14 protein-coding genes are annotated in these 17142 nt (G+C 76.0%); 3 read left to right on the top strand and 11 right to left on the bottom strand.

Features of this window, described 5'->3' with window-relative positions; genetic code table 11:
- Positions 1-2 precede the first annotated feature (2 nt).
- The 6 genes from G1H19_RS21060 to G1H19_RS21035 form a co-directional block, all read right to left on the bottom strand.
- Positions 3-221: a hypothetical protein gene (locus G1H19_RS21060; protein ID WP_152730798.1), complete on the bottom strand. Its 219-nt coding sequence runs from the start codon at positions 219-221 to the stop codon at positions 3-5.
- Positions 218-3139, bottom strand: a complete 2922-nt coding sequence (locus G1H19_RS21055; protein WP_152730799.1) for a BTAD domain-containing putative transcriptional regulator — start codon at positions 3137-3139, stop codon at positions 218-220. Before G1H19_RS21055 ends, G1H19_RS21060 begins: the two co-directional genes overlap by 4 nt.
- A 69-nt stretch (positions 3140-3208) precedes the next feature.
- Positions 3209-5023, bottom strand: coding sequence for a DEAD/DEAH box helicase (locus tag G1H19_RS21050; protein WP_152730800.1), 1815 nt, complete (start codon positions 5021-5023; stop codon positions 3209-3211).
- Between the two features lie 274 nt (positions 5024-5297).
- On the bottom strand, positions 5298-7397 hold the full coding sequence (locus tag G1H19_RS21045; RefSeq protein ID WP_152730801.1) for a xanthine dehydrogenase family protein molybdopterin-binding subunit: 2100 nt from the start codon (positions 7395-7397) through the stop codon (positions 5298-5300).
- 1 nt (position 7398) lies between these two features.
- Entirely contained in the window at positions 7399-8400 is a 1002-nt protein-coding gene (locus G1H19_RS21040) for an FAD binding domain-containing protein (RefSeq protein ID WP_162393562.1), read from the bottom strand.
- Positions 8397-8936 (bottom strand): 2Fe-2S iron-sulfur cluster-binding protein, encoded by a 540-nt coding sequence (locus G1H19_RS21035; protein WP_235928391.1) that lies wholly within the window; start codon positions 8934-8936, stop codon positions 8397-8399. The genes G1H19_RS21040 and G1H19_RS21035 overlap by 4 nt, the downstream gene beginning before the upstream one ends.
- Positions 8937-8995: 59 nt before the next feature.
- On the opposite strand from G1H19_RS21035, the gene G1H19_RS24770 reads away from it, so the two are divergent.
- On the top strand, positions 8996-9538 hold the full coding sequence (locus tag G1H19_RS24770) for a GNAT family N-acetyltransferase (protein ID WP_152730802.1): 543 nt from the start codon (positions 8996-8998) through the stop codon (positions 9536-9538).
- A gap of 346 nt (positions 9539-9884) precedes the next feature.
- Here G1H19_RS24770 and G1H19_RS21025 read toward each other — a convergent pair whose 3' ends face one another.
- From G1H19_RS21025 to G1H19_RS21005, 5 genes are all read right to left on the bottom strand, one after another.
- Entirely contained in the window at positions 9885-10277 is a 393-nt protein-coding gene (locus tag G1H19_RS21025) for a type II toxin-antitoxin system VapC family toxin (protein WP_162393563.1), read from the bottom strand.
- Positions 10274-10549, bottom strand: a complete 276-nt coding sequence (locus tag G1H19_RS21020) for a type II toxin-antitoxin system Phd/YefM family antitoxin (RefSeq protein WP_162393564.1) — start codon at positions 10547-10549, stop codon at positions 10274-10276. The genes G1H19_RS21025 and G1H19_RS21020 overlap by 4 nt, the downstream gene beginning before the upstream one ends.
- Positions 10550-10727: 178 nt before the next feature.
- The gene (locus G1H19_RS21015; protein ID WP_162393565.1) at positions 10728-12413 is read right to left on the bottom strand and encodes a DNA repair helicase XPB; all 1686 of its coding nucleotides are present in this window, start codon (positions 12411-12413) and stop codon (positions 10728-10730) included.
- 74 nt (positions 12414-12487) lie between these two features.
- On the bottom strand, positions 12488-13762 hold the full coding sequence (locus G1H19_RS21010; RefSeq protein ID WP_152730803.1) for a class I SAM-dependent methyltransferase: 1275 nt from the start codon (positions 13760-13762) through the stop codon (positions 12488-12490).
- Positions 13763-13890: 128 nt separating this feature from the next.
- The gene (locus tag G1H19_RS21005) at positions 13891-16140 is read right to left on the bottom strand and encodes a helicase C-terminal domain-containing protein (protein ID WP_152730804.1); all 2250 of its coding nucleotides are present in this window, start codon (positions 16138-16140) and stop codon (positions 13891-13893) included.
- 80 nt (positions 16141-16220) lie between these two features.
- On the opposite strand from G1H19_RS21005, the gene G1H19_RS21000 reads away from it, so the two are divergent.
- Positions 16221-16757, top strand: a complete 537-nt coding sequence (locus tag G1H19_RS21000) for a hypothetical protein (RefSeq protein WP_162393566.1) — start codon at positions 16221-16223, stop codon at positions 16755-16757.
- A gap of 132 nt (positions 16758-16889) precedes the next feature.
- A complete protein-coding gene (locus G1H19_RS20995) occupies positions 16890-17111 on the top strand; it encodes a hypothetical protein (protein WP_152730805.1) in 222 nt (73 codons plus the stop codon).
- Positions 17112-17142 lie beyond the last annotated feature (31 nt).

Below are 17142 nucleotides of genomic sequence, written 5' to 3'. Positions count from 1 at the left end.
GCTCAGCGCGGCGGCCGCCCCCGCCGCCGCGACCGCAGCACCGCGCCGGTGAGCAGCAGCACCAGCGCCAGCACCAGGACGACGACCCCCGCGACCACCAGCAACCCGGCCAGGATGTTCTCCCCGAACACCGGCTCCGGGCCGCTGAGCAGCCAGCCGCCCACCACCAGCGCCAGCCCGGCCACCGCCGCCGTCAGGGCCACCCGGGCGGTGCGCGTCACGGCCGGACCGGCGCCGAGGAGCGCGGCCGGACCGGGTCCGCCGGGTCGCGGGGCGCCGGCATCGCGCTGGTCCTGGTGACCGGCCGGGCGGCGAGCTCGTGCACGTGGGCGCAGGCACCGGCCAGGTCCAGCGCGGCCCCCTCCGCGGTCGCCGGGGCGTGCTCGCCCGGGGCGAGGGCCCCGCGGGCGGCCTCCACGTACCGCTGCCCGTCGACCGGGTCCATCCGCAGCGGGTCGTAGCCGACCCGCCGGGACAGGCTCTGCACCGCGCCGAGCAGCACGACGGCGTCCCGGGCCCGGCCGGTCGCGGCGGCCGCGCCGACCGCGGCGAGCAGCCCGGCCAGCGTGCCCGTGGTGTCGCCCTCGCGCACCGTCCGCTCGACCATCTTCGACAGCGCCGCCAGGGCGAGGTCGCCGTGGCCCATGTCCACCAGCACCTTGGCCCGCACCCACTGCACCGACGACCACGCCCAGCTGTGCCCCAGGTCCTCGGCGATCTGCTCGGCGCGCGCCAGGTGCTCCAGCGCGCCGTCCCGGTCCCCGGCGGCGCGGGCGAACTGGCCCAGCGTCATGGCCAGCTCGGCCCGTACCCAGCCCAGGCCGCTGCGCTCGGCGACGGCGATGCCCCGGGCGGTGTCCAGCGCGATCTGGTCGGCGGCGTCCGGCTCACCGAGCAGCGCCCGGACGAAGCCGCGCAGCACCAGGGCGAGGGCGAGGTGGCCGTCGTCCTCCGGGGCGATCGCGACGACCTCGCCGGTGCGCGCGCCGATCGCGGGCACGTCGCCGGCCAGGTAGGCCAGCAGGGCGTCGCCGATGAGGGCGCGCACCCGCACCGCGGCCGGTGCGCCGGTGTCGGCGTCCAGGGCCGCGGCCAGCCAGCGCCGTCCCTCCTGCACGTGCCCGCGCCGGTACCACCACCAGCCCACCGACCCGGCGATCCGCAGGGCGGTCGTCGTCCGGCCGGTGTCCAGGCAGTGCTCCAGGGCGGCGCGGACGTTGTGCTGGTCGGCGTCCAGGCGGGCCCAGCCGGGTGCGGCGTCCCGGGTGCGCAGGGTGGGCTCGATCGCCTCGGTGAGGTCGGCGAGGAACTCGGCGTGCCGGTCCCGCAGCCGCCGGCGGGTGCCGGCGTCCAGGTCGCCGTCGGCGTACTGGCGCAGCGTCTCCAGCATGCGGTAGCGCGCGCGGCCGTGGTCCAGCTCGACCAGCGACGCCGCGACCAGGGCGCGCAGCGGCCCGATCGTGCCGCCGGGCACGTCGGGGCCGGCGACCGCCTCGACCGCGTCGGGCGCGAAGCCGCCGGCGAACACCGAGCACGCGGCGAACACGGTCAGCTCGGCCGGGGCGAGCAGGTCGACGCTCCACTGCACCGTCGCGGCCAGCGTGCGCTGGTGGGCCGGGGCGTGCCGCGAGCCGGCGGACAGCAGCGCGAACCGGTCGCGTACCCGGGCGGCCACCTCGCCCAGCGGCAGGGTGGCGAGGCAGGCGGCGGCGAGCTCGACGGCCAGCGGCAGCCCGTCGAGCTCGCCGCACACCTGGCGCACCAGGGCCAGCTCGGTGGGGGAGGGCTCGGCCACCGGGGCGCCGGCCAGTCGGGCGCGGTCCAGGAACAGCCGCACCGCGTCGCCGTCAGCGGTGTCGGTGGACATCGGCCCGCACGGCACCACCGCCTCCCCGGGCACTCCCAGCGGGCGGCGGGAGGTGGCCAGCACCCGCAGCCCCGGGCAGCGGGTGAGCAGGGCGAGGCAGAGGTCGGCGGCCGCCTCGAGCACGTGCTCGCAGTTGTCCAGCAGCAGCAGCAGGCGCCGCTGCTCCAGCGCGGCGCCCAGCGCGCCGACCGGGTCACCGCCGCTGACGCCGACCCCCAGCGCGCCGGCCACCTCGGCGGCGACCAGCCCGGGGTCGCCCACCCCGGCCAGCTCCACGAGCACCGGGGGCAGCCCGTCCGGCAGCCGGTGCCGGGCCGCCTCCAGCGCCAGCCGGGTCTTGCCGCTGCCCCCCGGGCCGACGAGGGTCACCAGCCGCTGGGCGGCGACGGCGGCACCCAGCGCGGTCAGCTCGTCGGCGCGGCCGACGAAGCCGGTGAGCGGGACAGGCAGGGCCGGCGGCGCCGCGGGCGGCTGCTCCACCGCGCCGCTTCCGGCCGGGTCGGGCGCTGCGAGTCCGGGGTCCTGCCGGAGCACCCGGCCGTGCAGCCGCTGCAGCTCCGGGCCGGGGTCGACGCCGAGCTCGTCGGCCAGCAGCACCCGGCCCTCCTCGTAGACCTGCAGCGCCTCGGCCTGCCGGCCGCAGCGGAACAGCGCCGTCATCAGCGACCCGCGCAGGCCCTCCCGTAGCGGCGCCTCGCGCACCAGCGCGCGCAGGTGGTCGACCACGTCGTGGTGGCAGCCCAGCCGCAGGTCCAGGCCGGCGGCGAGCTCCAGGGCGGACAGCCGCAGCTCGGCCAGCCGCTCGGCCTCGGCGACGGCGAACGGCGCGCTCACGTCGGCGTAGGCCGGGCCGCGCCACAGGGCCAGTGCCGCACCGACTGTGTCCCGGGCCTCCTGCACCCGGTCGGCGGCGTCCAGCTCGCGGGCCCGGCGCAGCAGGTGGGTGAACCGGGAGGCGTCGACGTCGTCGGGGTCCACGGCCAGCCGGTAGCCCGGCGCCTGCGTGCGCAGCACCTGCCAGGCGCCGTCCCGGACGTCCGGCTCCAGGGCTCGGCGCAGCTTGGACACCGTGGCGTGCACGGTCGCCGACTCCGCGCCGGGCGGCCGCTCGTGCCAGGCCCGGTCCACGAGCACGTCGAGGGGCACGGTGCGGCCGGCGTCGACCAGCAGCGCGGCCAGCACGGCACGGTGCCGCGGGGGCGGCGTGGGCAGCGGGACGCCGTCGTAGAGCACCTCGACGGACCCCAGGACCCGGAAGGTGGTGCAGGTCACGGTGCGAGACCCTAGCGTCTCACCGTGCACCGGCACAGTGCTCCTGCGCTGGTCGGGGAGTCGACCGGCTCACAGCATGGTGCGCAGCCGCTCCTTCCGGGCGCGCAGCACGTCCACCGACGCCGACGCCGACGGCGGGCCGGGCACCGACTGGCGCAGCTGGGTGTGCACCACCGCGTGCGGCGTCGAGGTGCGGGCCGACACCTTGCTGACCAGGCGGTTGATCTCCCGGCGCAGCTCGGCGGCGTCCCGCCACCCGGAGCCCTCGTCGACGTCGGGCAGCTCGTCGAACAGAGTGCTCTCGTCGTCGTGGCCGGCGCGGTGCTGGGCGGCGATCCGCAGCCGCAGCTCGTCGTCCCGCCTGGCCAGCAGCTCGGCGGTCTGCGACGGGGTGAGCAGCCCCGGGATGCCGAGGAACTCCTCGTCCTCCTCACCGAGCGCCACGACGGCGCCGCTGCCCTCACCGGTGTGCGCGGTGCCGCCGTGCAGCACGTGGGCGAACCGGGCGTCGGCCTCCAGCGCCTCCCACTGCGGCAGCGCCCCCTCGCGCTCCTCCCGCGGCGGCAGGTCCAGCGCCTCGAGCTCCTCGTCGGTGGCGGCCTTCGGCGGCGGCATCACGTGGTTGCGCTGCTGCTCCAGGGCCGCGGCCAGGGTCAGCAGCGGCCGGACGGCGGGCAGGAACACCGTCGCCGACTCGTGCGGGTTGCGGGCGCGCACCACGCGGCCGACGGCCTGGGCGAAGAACAGCGGCGTGCGGTAGGAGGTCATCCAGGCCAGCACGGCAGCGCGCGGGATGTCCACGCCCTCGGACACCATCCGCACGCAGACCGCGATCCGGGCGTCGCTGGTGGCGAACCGCTCGATCTTCTTCGACGCCTTGGGGTCGTCGGACAGGATCAGCTCGGGCGCCTTGCCGGTCACCCGGCGGACGATCTTGGCGTACTCGCGGGCGTCGTCCTGGTCGCTGGCCAGCACCAGGCCCGCGGCGTCCGGCACGCCGGTCTCGCGCAGGTGGGTGATCCGGTCGTCCATCGCCGCGATCACGTGCGGCACCCACTGGCCCTTGGGGTCCAGCGCGGTGCGCCAGGCCTGCATCTCCACCGACTTCGTCCCGGCCTCGGACAGCGACGCCGCGACGACCTCACCGGCCGAGTTCCGCCAGCGGGCGGTGCCGGTGTACGCGGCGAACACCACCGGCCGGACGACGGCGTCGGCCAGGGCCTCCTTGTAGCCGTAGGTGAAGTCCGCGCGGCTGGCGAGGCCGACCCCGCCCGCGCTCTGTCCCTCCCCCGGGAAGTCCCCCTCGAAGGTGTCCTCCTCGTAGCGCACGAAGGGGATCCGCTCGTCGGCCTTGGTGCGGAACGGGGTGCCGGTCAGGCACAGCCGGCGGGCGGCCATGCCGAACGCGTCGCCGATCGCCTCGCCCCAGGACAGGCCGTCCCCGGCGTGGTGCACCTCGTCCAGGATCACCAGTGCCCGCACCGAGGTGGCCCGGGCGGCGTGCAGCATCGGCTTGCCGGCCACCTGCGCGTAGGTGGTCACGTAGCCCTGGGTGCCGGCGCGCACCGGGCCGACGGCGTTGGTCAGGCCCGGGTCGAGCACGATCCCGGCCCGGTCGGCGGCGTCGGCCCACTGCAGGCGCAGGTGGTCGGTCGGGCAGACGACGATCACCCGGGCCACCTCGCGGCGGGCCAGCAGCCGCTGGGCCAGGGTGAGGGCGAAGGTGGTCTTCCCGGCGCCCGGGGTGGCGGTGACCAGGTAGTCCTTGGGCGCCAGCTCGTCGTACCGGGCCAGCGCCGCCGACTGCCAGGCGCGCAGCCGCGGGGCCGAGGGCTGAGCCGTGTTCGCCTGAGTCTGCGCGCGCGCCAGTGCCGTGTCTCCCATCGCCTGCCCATCCTGTGTCGGATCGGTCCGACACGCCCAGCCCGCGGACCTGCCGGCGAGCCGCGTCGGCGTGTGGTCGCCGGGGGCTCCCGCAGTCTCCCAGCAGGTGGCGGGTGGGTGCCGCCCCGGCTCGGTGGCGGATCTCACCCGCCCGACCCGCCGGAGTCCGGCGACGGTCAGGCCGCGTGGCGGCCGAGTGCGCCGTCGTGGTCGCCGTCCCCGGCGCGTCCGACCGTGTCGGCGACCCGTACCGCGCCCTCGGCCGCGGGGCCGGTCAGGGCAGGGAAGGCAGCAGCGCGTCCAGGGTGATCGGCAGGTCGCGTACCCGCACGCCGGTGGCGTGCCAGACGGCGTTGGCGACGGCGGCCGCGGCGCCGGTGATGCCGATCTCGCCGATGCCCTTGGTGCCCATCGCGTTGACCCAGGGGTCGTGCTCGTCCAGCCAGTGCGCCTGCAGGTCGCCGACGTCGGCGTTGACCGAGATGTGGTACTCGGCGAGGTCGTGGTTCACCACGTGGCCGGAGCGCGGGTCCAGCAGGCTGTTCTCGTGCAGGGCCATCGACAGGCCCATCGTCATGGCGCCGACGAACTGGGAGCGCGCGGTCCGCGGGTTGACGATCCGGCCGGCCGCGAACACGCCGAGGTGTCGCGGCACCCGGATCTCGCCGGTGTCGGCGTCCACCCGCGCCTCGACGAACTGGGCGCCGAAGGCGTAGGCGGCGTGGTCCTCGTCCTGCGCGGCCTGGTCGACGCCGGTCTCCATCTCGTCGCCGTCGGCCGGGTCGGTGCCGTACTCGCCGCGGAAGGCCCGCGCGGCCTCCACGACCGCCGAGCCCCAGGTGTTCAGCCCGGACGAGCCGCCGGCCACCGAGGCGATCGGGTAGCGGGTGTCCCCGATCCGCACCTCGACGTCGTCCACCGGCACGTCCAGGGCGTCGGCGGCGATCTGCGGCAGCGTCGTCCAGGTGCCGGTGCCGATGTCGGCGGCCCCGATCTCGACGGCGTACCGGCCGGCCTCGAAACGGATCAGCGCGGTCGAGTCGGCCATCCGCATCGTCGGGTACACCGAGGACGCGACACCGGTGCCCACCAGCCAGCCGCCCTCCCGGCGCACGCCCGGGCGGGGGTCCCGGCCGGTCCAGCCGAAGCGCTCGGCGCCCTCGCGCAGGCACTCCACCAGGTGCCGGCTGGACCACGGCTTGCCGGTCTCCGGGTCGACCTCGGGCTCGTTGCGGATGCGCAGCTCGACCGGGTCGATGCCGAGGTCGTGGGCCAGCTCGTCGAGGGCCACCTCGGGGCCGAACATGCCGGGGCACTCGCCGGGCGCCCGCATCCAGCTGTTCACCGGCAGGTCGAGGGCGGCCAGCCGGTGGGTGGTGCGCCGGTTCGGCGAGGCGTACATCATCCGGGTCGGCACCCCGGTCTGCTCCGCGAACTCCTTGACCTTCGACGTCTGCTCGACCACGTCGATCGCGATCGCCGACAGCCGTCCCTCGGCGTCGGCGGCCACCTGGACGTGCTGGATCGTCGGCGTGCGGTAGCCGGCCAGGGAGAACATCTGCTGCCGGGTCAGTGCCAGCTTCACCGCCCGGCCGGGCAGCACCCGGGCGGCCATCGCGGCCAGGACGACGTTGACGTGCGGGGTGCCCTTGGAGCCGAACCCGCCGCCGACGTGCGGGGCGACCACCTGTACGTGGTCCTGCGGCAGCCCGAGCACCTGGCACACGGTGGCGCGGGAGGGGTGCACGCCCTGCGTGGAGTCCCACAGGGTGAGGAAGCCGTCGCCCGCCGGGTCCCACAGCGCCGTCGTCGCGTGCGGCTCCAGCGGGTTGTTGTGGTAGGTCGCGGTGGAGTAGGTGTGGTCGACGGTCGCGTGCGCGGTGGCCATCGCCGCCGCGACGTCGCCCTCGGCGGTGTCGGTCTCGAAGCCGGGGTTCACCTTCTCCGGGGTGTACAGGTCGTCCCGGTCGGCCCGCAGCTCGCTGTCGTGCGGCTGCTCGTCGTAGGTGACCTCGACGAGGTCGGCTGCCTCCCGGGCGGTCTCCGACGTCTCGGCCAGCACCAGTCCGACCACCTGGCCGCGGAAGGCGACCTCGGCGGTCTGCAAGGCGGCGAGCTCGGCGTCCTCGACCGAGGCCAGCCGCTCGGCGGTGAACACGGTGACCACCGCCAGCACGCCGTCGAGCGCCTCGGCGGCGGCGGTGTCGATCGCGGTGACCCGGCCGCGGGCGACGGTCGCCTGCACGAGCGCGCAGTGCGCGGGGCGCTCGGCCGGGGTCTCGAACGCGTACGTGGCGGTGCCGCGCACCTTGGCCACGCCGTCCCGGCGCACCAGGCCCTGGCCCATCGCGCGGGGCTCCAGCAGCTCGGTCATCTCAGCCCTCCTGGGCGGCGGTGAGGTCGCGCAGGGTGGCGACCAGGGTGCGGGTGACCAGCGGGACCTTGAAACCGTTGCCGCCGTCGATCCCCGGCTGCGGCCGGGCGTCGGCCAGCTCCTCGGCCGCGGCGGCGGCGAACGCGTCGGGAGTCGCCGGGCCGCCACGCAGGGCCTGCTCGGCGCGGGTGGCCCGCCAGGGCTTGTGCGCGACGCCGCCGAGGGCGATCCGCACGTCCTGCACGACGCCGTCCCGGACGTCGAGGACGGCGGCCACCGAGACCAGCGCGAAGGCGTACGAGGCCCGGTCGCGCACCTTGCGGTAGGCCGAGGTGCGCGCTGCGGGCAGCGGGGGCAGGCCCATCGCGGTGATCAGCTCGCCCTGCTCCAGGACGGTGTCCCGGGACGGGTCGTCGCCGGGCAGCCGGTGCAGCTCGGTGAACGGCACGGTGCGCTCGCCGGTGGGCCCGAGCACCTGCACGCAGGCGTCGAGGGCCGCCAGCGCCACGGCCATGTCCGACGGGTGGGTGGCGATGCACGCCTGCGACGCCCCGAGGACGGCATGGTTGCGGGTGGTGCCGCCGATCGCCGAGCAGCCGGTGCCGGGCTCGCGCTTGTTGCACGGGGTGGTGACGTCCTGGAAGTAGACGCACCGGGTGCGCTGCAGCGGGTTGCCGCCGGTGGTCGCGGTGTTCCGCAGCTGCCCGGTGGCCCCGGCCAGCAGGGCCTGGGCCAGCACCGGGTACCGCTCGCGGACGCGCCGGTCGGCGGCCAGCTCGCTGTTGGTCACCGCGGCGCCGGCCCGCAGGCCGCCGTCCTCGGTGTCGGTGACCTCGCGCGAGGTCAGCGTGCGCACGTCCACCACCAGGTCCGGGCGGGCGACGCCGAGCTTGAGGTGGTCGACCAGGTTGGTGCCGCCGCCGAGGAAGACCGCGCCGGGCAGCGTCGCCACCCGCACGGCCTCCGCGACGTCGCCGGGCCGGGCGTAGTCGAAGGGCTTCACGACCGACCTCCGGCCTGCTGCACGGCCGGGACGATGTTGACGTAGGCGGCGCAGCGGCAGAGGTTGCCGCTCATCCGCTCGGAGACCTCGTCGTGGTCCAGCTCCGGGTCGGCGGTCAGGTCGGTGCTGGCGTGGCTGGGCCAGCCACGGGCCACCTCGTCGAGCACGGCCACCGCCGAGCACACCTGGCCCGGGGTGCAGTAACCGCACTGGAAGGCGTCCTGGTCCAGGAACGCCTGCTGGACCGGGTGCAGCTCACCGGGCGGGGCCAGGCCGTCGGCGGTGGTGATCTCCGCGCCGTCGTGGGCGACCGCCAGGGCGAGGCAGGGCAACTGCCGCTCGCCGTCCAGCAGCACGGTGCAGGCCCCGCACTGGCCGTGGTCGCAGCCCTTCTTCGGGCTGGTGACACCCAGCCGCTCGCGCATCGCGTCCAGCAGCGTGGTCCGGGTGTCCACGGTCAGCCGGTGGGCCTGCCCGTCGACCCGCAGCGAGATCTCGGCGTCCATGGCAGCCGTGGTGCCCTCCCGGGGGCTCACCAAACGACAGCGTTGTAGTGGGCAACGGGTCGCCGGGGCGGCTCTGCCAGGCTGCGGGCGTGACCCACACCGTGCCGACCCTCCGCTGGCTCACCTCCCCGGCCGCGGCCGACCCGGCGCTGCGCGCGGCGCTGACGGCCTGCTGGCGGGACGTGGCCAACGGGGGCGGAGCCGTCGGCTTCGCCCGGCAGCTGCCCGTGTCGGCCGACGTGGTGCGCCCGGTGCTGGACGCGATCGCCGACGGCCTGGGGGACCTGCGGCGGATGCTGGTCGCCGAGCGGGACGGCGAGCTGGTCGGCTGGCTGGTGCTCACCGGCAACGCCAGCCCGGTGCTCGCGCACTGGGGTCACGTCACCCGGGTGATGACCACCCCGGCCGCCCGCGGCACCGGCGTGGCCCGGGCGCTGGTGACCGAGCTGCACCGCGCGGCCCGTGACGACCTCGGCCTGGACCTGCTGCGGATCGAGGTGCGCGGCCGGACCGGCCTGGAGGACTTCTACGCCCGCTTCGGCTACACCGTCGTCGGCCGCTGGCCGGGGGCGCTGCAGATCGGCCCGGACGACCGCCGCGACGAGCTGCTCATGTCGGTCGCGCTGCGCTGAGGGCGCCTCAGCGGTGTTCCGGCACCGAAGGCGGTGGCTCCTGCGGTTCCGCTCCTCCTCCTGCGGTGCTGCAGCACCGCAGGAGGGCCGGGAACACCGCAGGAGCGGCAGGGGGCGCGGGCCGCGCGTGTCAGGACGGCGGGAATCCGCGCCTCTGCCGACCGGGTCACGACCCGGGTGTCGTCCAGCACCAGAGCCGGGTCCTGCACACACGCCGGAGCGGCGCCATGACGAGGTGCTGATGGACCTGGGGTTGCGTCGTGGCCCTGCTGTTCGCCGCGACAGCTGCGCTGCCCATGTCCGTCGCCCTGCGCTGAGCCGCGGTGGCTCTCCCGGCGTCGGTGGCTCAGGTGGGGGAGACGGTGGCCAGCCCGGCCGCGTGCGCGGCGTCCACCTGCCGGTGGTCGTAGCTGACGAAGACCTCGACGTCGGGGCCGAGACCCAGGGCCGCTGCCAGGTGGACGGCGTCGAGGCTCCGCAGCTCCGGCGGCCGGAGGGCAGCCGCCCGGTCCAGCAGAGAGCGGCTCATCGGGACGAGGTCGATGCCATCGAGCAGGGCCCGTGCCGACTCACGAGTCGAGGGGTCGGCTCGAACGACGGCTCGCGTGACCTCCACGACGCAGAGCTCGCTGGCTGTCCAGCCGATGTCGGGTCTCGCCGCGAGCCACCGTGCCAGCGCATCGCTCTCCGCCTCGTCCACGATCAACTTCACGAGCGCAGACGTGTCGAACGCGATCACCGGTCGTCGGCGCGTTCGGCGGCCAGCGCCTCGCTGGCGGTCGGGTGGCCCGGGGGGGGCGCGACCCGCGGCGGGAGCACCCGGGGTCCGGTGGCCGGGATCAGTCGCCCCTCGGCGATGAGCCGCTCCCGCGCGGAAGCCGCCGGGGACGGCGGGGTCAGCAGGGCCACGAGCACACCCCGTTCGGTGACCTCGATCGTCTCGCCGCTCTTGACCCGCGCCAGGTACACGCTCGCGTTCTGCCGCAGCTCCCGTACCCCTATGCGCTCCACGGCAGCAAAGTAGCACCTGACCTGCTATCGGGAGGTGCGGCATGATTGCCGACTCGGCCGGTCCTGGACGCTCAGCTCACCTCGGTCTCGTCATGCCGGGGTCGCCGTGGCGTGGGCCCTCGGCTCGGTACCGGGATCCGGTGGCCCGGAGCCGGCGTGGGATCCCCCGGCGGGGCTGTCAGTCGGCGGGCTCGTCCACCCAGTCGGGGCCGTTGACCTCACCCGGGCCGGCCAGGTCGGCGGCGTCGATGATCGTGTAGGCGTAGCCCTGCTCGGCGAGGAACCGCTGCCGGTGCGCGGAGTACTCGCTGTCCAGGGTGTCCCGGGCGACCACGGAGTAGAAGTGCGCCTGCCGGCCGTCGGCCTTGGGGCGCAGCACCCGGCCGAGCCGCTGGGCCTCCTCCTGCCGGGAGCCGAAGGTGCCCGACACCTGCACCGCGACCGCGGCCTCGGGCAGGTCGATGGAGAAGTTGGCCACCTTGGACACCACCAGCGTGCGGATCTCGCCGGTGCGGAACGCCTGGAACAGCCGCTCGCGCTCCTTGTTCGGCGTCGAGCCCTGGATGACCGGGGCGTCCAGGGCCACCCCGAGCGCGTCGAGCTGGTCGAGGTAGGCGCCGATCACCAGGGAGTGCTCGTCGGGGTGCCGCTCCAGGATCCGCTTGATCACCGGCATCTTGGACGCCGACGTCGCCGCGATCTTGTAGCGGTCCTCCGGCTCGGCGACGGCGTAGGTCATCCGCTCCTCGTCGTCCATGGAGACCCTGACCTCGATGCACTCGGCGGGCGCGATGTGGCCCTGGGCCTCGATGTCGCGCCACGGGGCGTCGTAGCGCTTGGGCCCGATCAGGGAGAAGACGTCGTCCTCCCGGCCGTCCTCGCGGACCAGCGTCGCGGTCAGCCCGAGCCGGCGGCGGGACTGCAGGTCGGCGGTCAGCCGGAAGATCGGCGCCGGCAGCAGGTGCACCTCGTCGTACACGATCAGGCCCCAGTCCTGGGCGTCGAAGAGGTCCAGGTGCCGGTACTCGCCCTTCCGGCGGGTGGTGATCACCTGGTAGGTGGCGATGGTGACCGGGCGGATCTCCTTGCGCTCGCCGGAGTACTCGCCGATCTCCTCCTCGGTCAGCGAGGTGCGGGCGATCAGCTCCCGCTTCCACTGCCGGCCGGAGACGGTGTTGGTGACCAGGATCAGCGTGGTCGCCTTCGCCTCGGCCATCGCCGCGGCGCCGACCAGGGTCTTGCCCGCCCCGCACGGCAGGACGACGACGCCGGACCCGCCGGCCCAGAACCCGTCGACGGCCTGCTGCTGGTAGTCCCGCAGCTGCCAGCCGCTCTGGTCGAGCTCGATCGGGTGGGCCTGGCCGTCGACGTAGCCGGCGAGGTCCTCGGCCGGCCAGCCGACCTTGAGCAGCGCCTGCTTGAGCCGGCCGCGCTCGGAGGGGTGCACCACGATCGAGTCGGCGTCGATCCGGGCGCCGAGCATCGGGGCGACCCGCTTGCTGCGGACGACCTCCTCCAGCACGGCACGGTCGGTGGTGGTGAGCACCAGGCCGTGCACCGGGTTGTTGGCCAGGGTGAGCCGGCCGTAGCGGTCCATCGTGTCGGCCACGTCGACCAGCAGGGCGTGCGGCACGGGGTAGCGGGAGAAGCGGACCAGCGCGTCGACCACCTGCTCGGCGTCGTGGCCGGCCGCCCGGGCGTTCCACAGCGCCAGCGGCGTCACCCGGTAGGTGTGCACGTGCTCGGGCGAGCGCTCGAGTTCCGCGAACGGCGCGATCGCCGAGCGGCACTCCTTGGCCAGCGGGTGGTCGACCTCGAGCAGCAGGGTCTTGTCGGACTGGACGATCAGGGGGCCATCAGTCACCACGCCACGGTAACCGCGCCCGCGGCGTCGACCTTCCCGCCGCGGGCACGGTCAGCGGGTCACCTGCGCTTCCCTCAGACCCACTCGGTGCGGCGGAGCGGGGGCTCCACCGGCCCGGGCCGGCGCACCAGCACCTGGTTGACGCCCAGCGAGCCGTTCTCGAACCCGAGGGCGCTGGCGGCCATGTAGAGCCGCCACACCCGGGCGCGGCCCTCGCTGGTCGCCGCCACCGCGGCGTCCCAGTGCGCCTCCAGGTTCGCCACCCACGCGCGCAGGGTGAGCGCGTAGTGCCGGCGCAGTGCCTCGACGTCCAGCACCTCGAAGCCGCCGGCCTCCAGGGCGCCGACCATCGTGGCCATGCCGACCAGTTCGCCGTCGGGGAAGACGTAGCGGGCGATGAAGGAGTCGGGGTTCCACTGGTTCTCCCCGGCGTTGAAGGCGATGGCGTGGTTCAGCAGCCGCCCGCCGGGACGCAGCAGGCCCCACAGCCGGGCCACGTACCCGGGCAGCTCGGCCCGGCCCACGTGCTCGGCCATGCCGATCGAGCTGATCGCGTCGTAGGGGCCGTCCGGCACCAGTCGGTAGTCCTGCACCCGGATCTCGACCCGGTCGGTCAGCCCCGCGTCGGCGACCCGCTTGCGGGCCAGCTCGGCCTGCTCCACCGACAGCGTGATGCCCACCACCCGGGCGCCGTACCGCCCGGCCGCGTGCACGGCCAGGCTGCCCCAGCCGCACCCGACGTCGAGCAGCCGGCTGTCCGGTCCGAGCCCGAGCTTGCGGCAGACCAGGTCCAGCTTGGCCTCCTGGGCGGCGTCCAGACCGACCTCGGGGGACTCCCAGACGGCGCAGGAGTAGACCATCGACGGGCCGAGCACCAGGGCGTAGAAGTCGTTGCCGACGTCGTAGTGGTGGGAGATCGCGGCGGCGTCCCGGCCGCGGCTGTGCCGGCGGCCGCGCCCGACCGGGGCCTCCTCCGGCGGCGGCGCGGGCTCCGGGCTCAGGGCGTGCAGCTGAGCCGCGGTGCGGGCCAGCTCCCACCGGTCGTGCAGCGTGGCGGCGCGGAAGGCGCCCTTCTCGGCCAGCTTGCCCGCCGAGCTCAGCGCGGCGAACGCCGCGTACACGTCGCCCTCGACGTCGATCTCACCGGCGACGTAGGCCCGGCCCAGGCCGAGCTGCCCGGGCGACCAGACCATCCGCCGCAGGGCCAGCGGCGACCGGACCGAGATCATCGGGGCGTCCGGCGGACCCGCCTCCGACCCGTCCCAGCCGCGCAGCCGCACCGGCAGCTCTGCCGTGCCCAGCACCGTTCCCAGTGCCCTGGTCAACCCACTCGCGACGCTCTCGTCCATGTCCGGTCCTCGGTGCCCACTCCGGCGGCCCCCCTGACCCGCCTGTCCAGGTCTTCTCGCGGAGCAACTGTCCCGGACAATGCCGAGAGCAGGCCTTGCATTCCCGCAGGACCCCGGTCGGGGCAGCCTCAGCCGGTGGCCTCGGTGACCAGGGCCACCGAGGTGATCCTGTGCACCGCGAAGGTCCGGTTCTCCCCGCGGCCCTCGTCGAAGCCCTGCAGGAACCCGCCCACCAGGGACGACGGCCGCACCACCCGCTGGCTGCCGCTGCCGGCGGCGTCCACGTAGCCCAGCCACACCGGCAGCCCGTCGGCGACCGCGCGGGACAGCAGCTCCAGCGTGCTGGCGGTGGTCACGCCGGGGATCTGGCGCACCGGGTCGGTGCGGCGGGCGGCCAGCGCGGCGTCGCCGGCGCGGATCTCCCGCACGGTCGCCGTCACGTCGCCCGGGGCCATCGGCCGGGGGGCGGTCGGCGGCGCCGACGAGCCGGGGCGGCGCCCGGCGGCCCGCGGCTTGGCCGGCGGCCGGGTCAGCACCGCACCGCCGGAGGACTCACCGGCCGGGGCGTAGCCGGATGAGCGCAGCACCGACAGCACCTCGTCGGCCTGCAGCCCGCTCACCAGGACGCCGGGGGCCAGCCGGCGCAGCTCGGCGGGGGCGGTGCGCCGGTCGCCGAGCACCTGGGACAGCAACCCGTGGTCGTCGGAGCGCACGTAGCACTCGATCGAGCCGACCCGGAGCCGGCCGTGCTGGCGGGCGACGTCGTCGACCAGGTAGTCCAGTGCCTGCGGCACCGGCGTGCGGGAGGCCCGGGCGAAGAACTCGTGCAGGTCGGTGGCCGACCAGCCGCGGTCCAGCGCCCGCCGCACGCTGGCGTCGGACACCCGGTACACCGTCGCGCCGCCGGAGGACTCGACGTCGGCGACCACGGCCAGCGTGGTGGCCAGCTCGGCGACCAGCGGACCGGGCGCGACCAGGGAGAGGTCGGGCTGGGCCAGCACGTGGTCCAGTGGCTCGGGCAGCAGCTCGCGCACCCCGTCCGCGGCGCCGTCCTCCCCGTCGGTGAGCAGCAGCCGGCCGGCCCCGGCGAGCACGCCGCCGACGCTGATGCCCAGCCGGTCGGCCTCGGCGAGCACGGCCGGCACCGGGGCCAGCCGGTCGGCCCGGCGCGGGGTGCGCCAGCGCAGCACCGTCAGCAGGTCGTCCGGGGTCAGCCCGCTGCCGGGCGGGGTCTCGGCCAGCGCGGCCAGCGCCGACCGGCGGACGGCGGGCGCGGTCTGCCGCACGATGTCCGGGGACAGCGCGTTGACCGCCTTGCCGGCGACGGTGCGCTGACCCACCAGCGACGGCAGCCGCACGCTGGTCAGCCAGCCCCACACCAGGGTGGCCCAGCGGGTGGGCAGGTCCTGCTCGCGCCACAGGTCGTAGGCCCGGGTGGGCAGCCACTCGTCGCGGTGCGCCCCGCCGACGTCCAGCAGGCCGGCGGCGAAGGCCAGCTCGGCCAGGAAGGTCGCGTCGGACTCGGGCACGTGCAGCTCGCGGGCCAGCCGCTTCTGGTCCCGCACGGCCATGCCGCCGCTGCGCAGCAGCCCGGCCGGCTCGTCCTCCAGCAGCACCAGCAGCTCACCGACCCGGCCGATGACCTCCATCGCGGCACCCGCGGCCTGCCGGTCGACGTCGGCCTGCGGGCGGCGACGCAGCTCCGGCTCCGGGCGCACCCGCGGCGACCCGAGCGGCCGGTCCCCGCGCAGGGCCAGCCCGACCTCCCGCGGCAGCTCCACGTTCACCGCGTCGATGCGCGCCAGCAGGCCCAGCTGCAGCAGCCGCCGGGCCGGTGACCCGGAGGTGGCCGGGCCGTCGGGCAGGTGGCCGACCGGGCGGTCGCCGGCCAGCCGCTGCAGCACGTCCCGCTCCTCGGCCGACAGCTCGGCCAGCGTGCCGGGCAGGTCCCGGGGGAGCTGCACCCGCAGGTCCACCGCGCGCCGCCCCAGCCCGGCCGGGTGCCGCACCGAGCGGCGCACCGGCTCCGGGGCTCGCAGCTCGTCGTCGCCCCACAGCAGCGCGCGCTCGGTCAGGGTCTGCACACCGCGCTGCACCACCTCGGCCGGCACGTCGGGGAGCAGGGCGGCCAGCTCGGCCCGCGCGACACCGTCGCCCTCGGACAGCAGGACGGCGTCCAGCACCTGCAGCGTGGCGGCGTCCAGCTCGTCCAGCGCCCGGTCCACCGAGATCGGGACGGCGAGCCGGCTGGCCAGGCTGACCACGTCGGACGGCGCGGGCCGGGCGACGTCGTGCCGGGCGAGCAGCAGTGCGCCCAGCTGCTCGTCGCTGCGGGTGCGCAACCAGGCGGCGAGCGTGGCGGGCTGGTCCTGGGGCATCCGCACCACGTTACGACGACGGCGCCACCACCTGCCCCGTGGCGCCCGGCCACGCGCGGGGCTCTGGGAGCATCCGGGGCGTGACCCCCGCCCTGGACGACCCGGGTACCCGGGACGCGCTGGCCGCGCACCGGGCCGGGGCCCTGCGCTGGCTCGGTGGCGGGGTGATCGGCGTGGTCCTGGCCGTGCTGGTCGGGGTGGCGGCGTCCACCGTGGTGCGCTCCGGGGGCGACCGGGTCGGCGGTGCCGGCCTGGTGCTGCTGGTGCTGCTGCTGGGCGGGCTCGCCGGCGTCGTCGCCGGTGTGGGTGCCCTGCTGCGCACCCGCCGCTGGGCCGCGGCCCTGGCGGTGACGCCGTGGTCGACCGGCCGGCTGCGCAGTGCGGGCCCGGCGCTCCTGCTGGTCGAGCCGGACGACGCCGACCCGCTGGCCGACCCGCTGCGCCTGCAGCTGCTGAGCACCGCGATCTGGCGCACCCGGGCCGTCTCCGCGCTGCAGGACGCCGAGGTGCGCTACGCCCCGGCCGGGGCCGGGCAGTGGGTGCTCACCGCCGACGCCACCGGCACGCTGCTCGGCGCCCGCGACGCTGCCCGCCGGGCGCGGCGGCGCGCGGGCTGACCGGCAGCGGGTCCGCAGCAGACCCGCAGCGACCTCACGGGGCGCCCACCGGTGCGCAAGCGCCCTCCGTCGCGAGAAGATGGCGGGGACGGTCCGCGCACCCGCCCGGGCCCCCACGTGCACGGAGGCGACATGGCCAAGAGCGGCAAGAAGAACGCCCACCTCAAGGAGCCCACCTGGGGCCAGTCCGAGGGCGGTGGCCCCCCGCTGACCGAGCTCGTCGCCGAGACCGCCGGGTCGCTGTCGCCGTTCGGCGAGGACCACGAGTTCCCGCTGCCGGCCCACCGGATCCGGTACGCCCACCCCACCGACAAGCCCAACCGGGCGGGTGTCCAGGCCGGCGAAGGACGGTGACCGGCGTGTCGGGCTGCACGGACACCGTCGT

The sequence above is a fragment of the Goekera deserti genome, from assembly GCF_010685995.1.
GTDB classification, from domain to species: domain Bacteria; phylum Actinomycetota; class Actinomycetes; order Mycobacteriales; family Geodermatophilaceae; genus Goekera; species Goekera deserti.
This window is presented reverse-complemented; position numbering and strand designations above follow the sequence as displayed.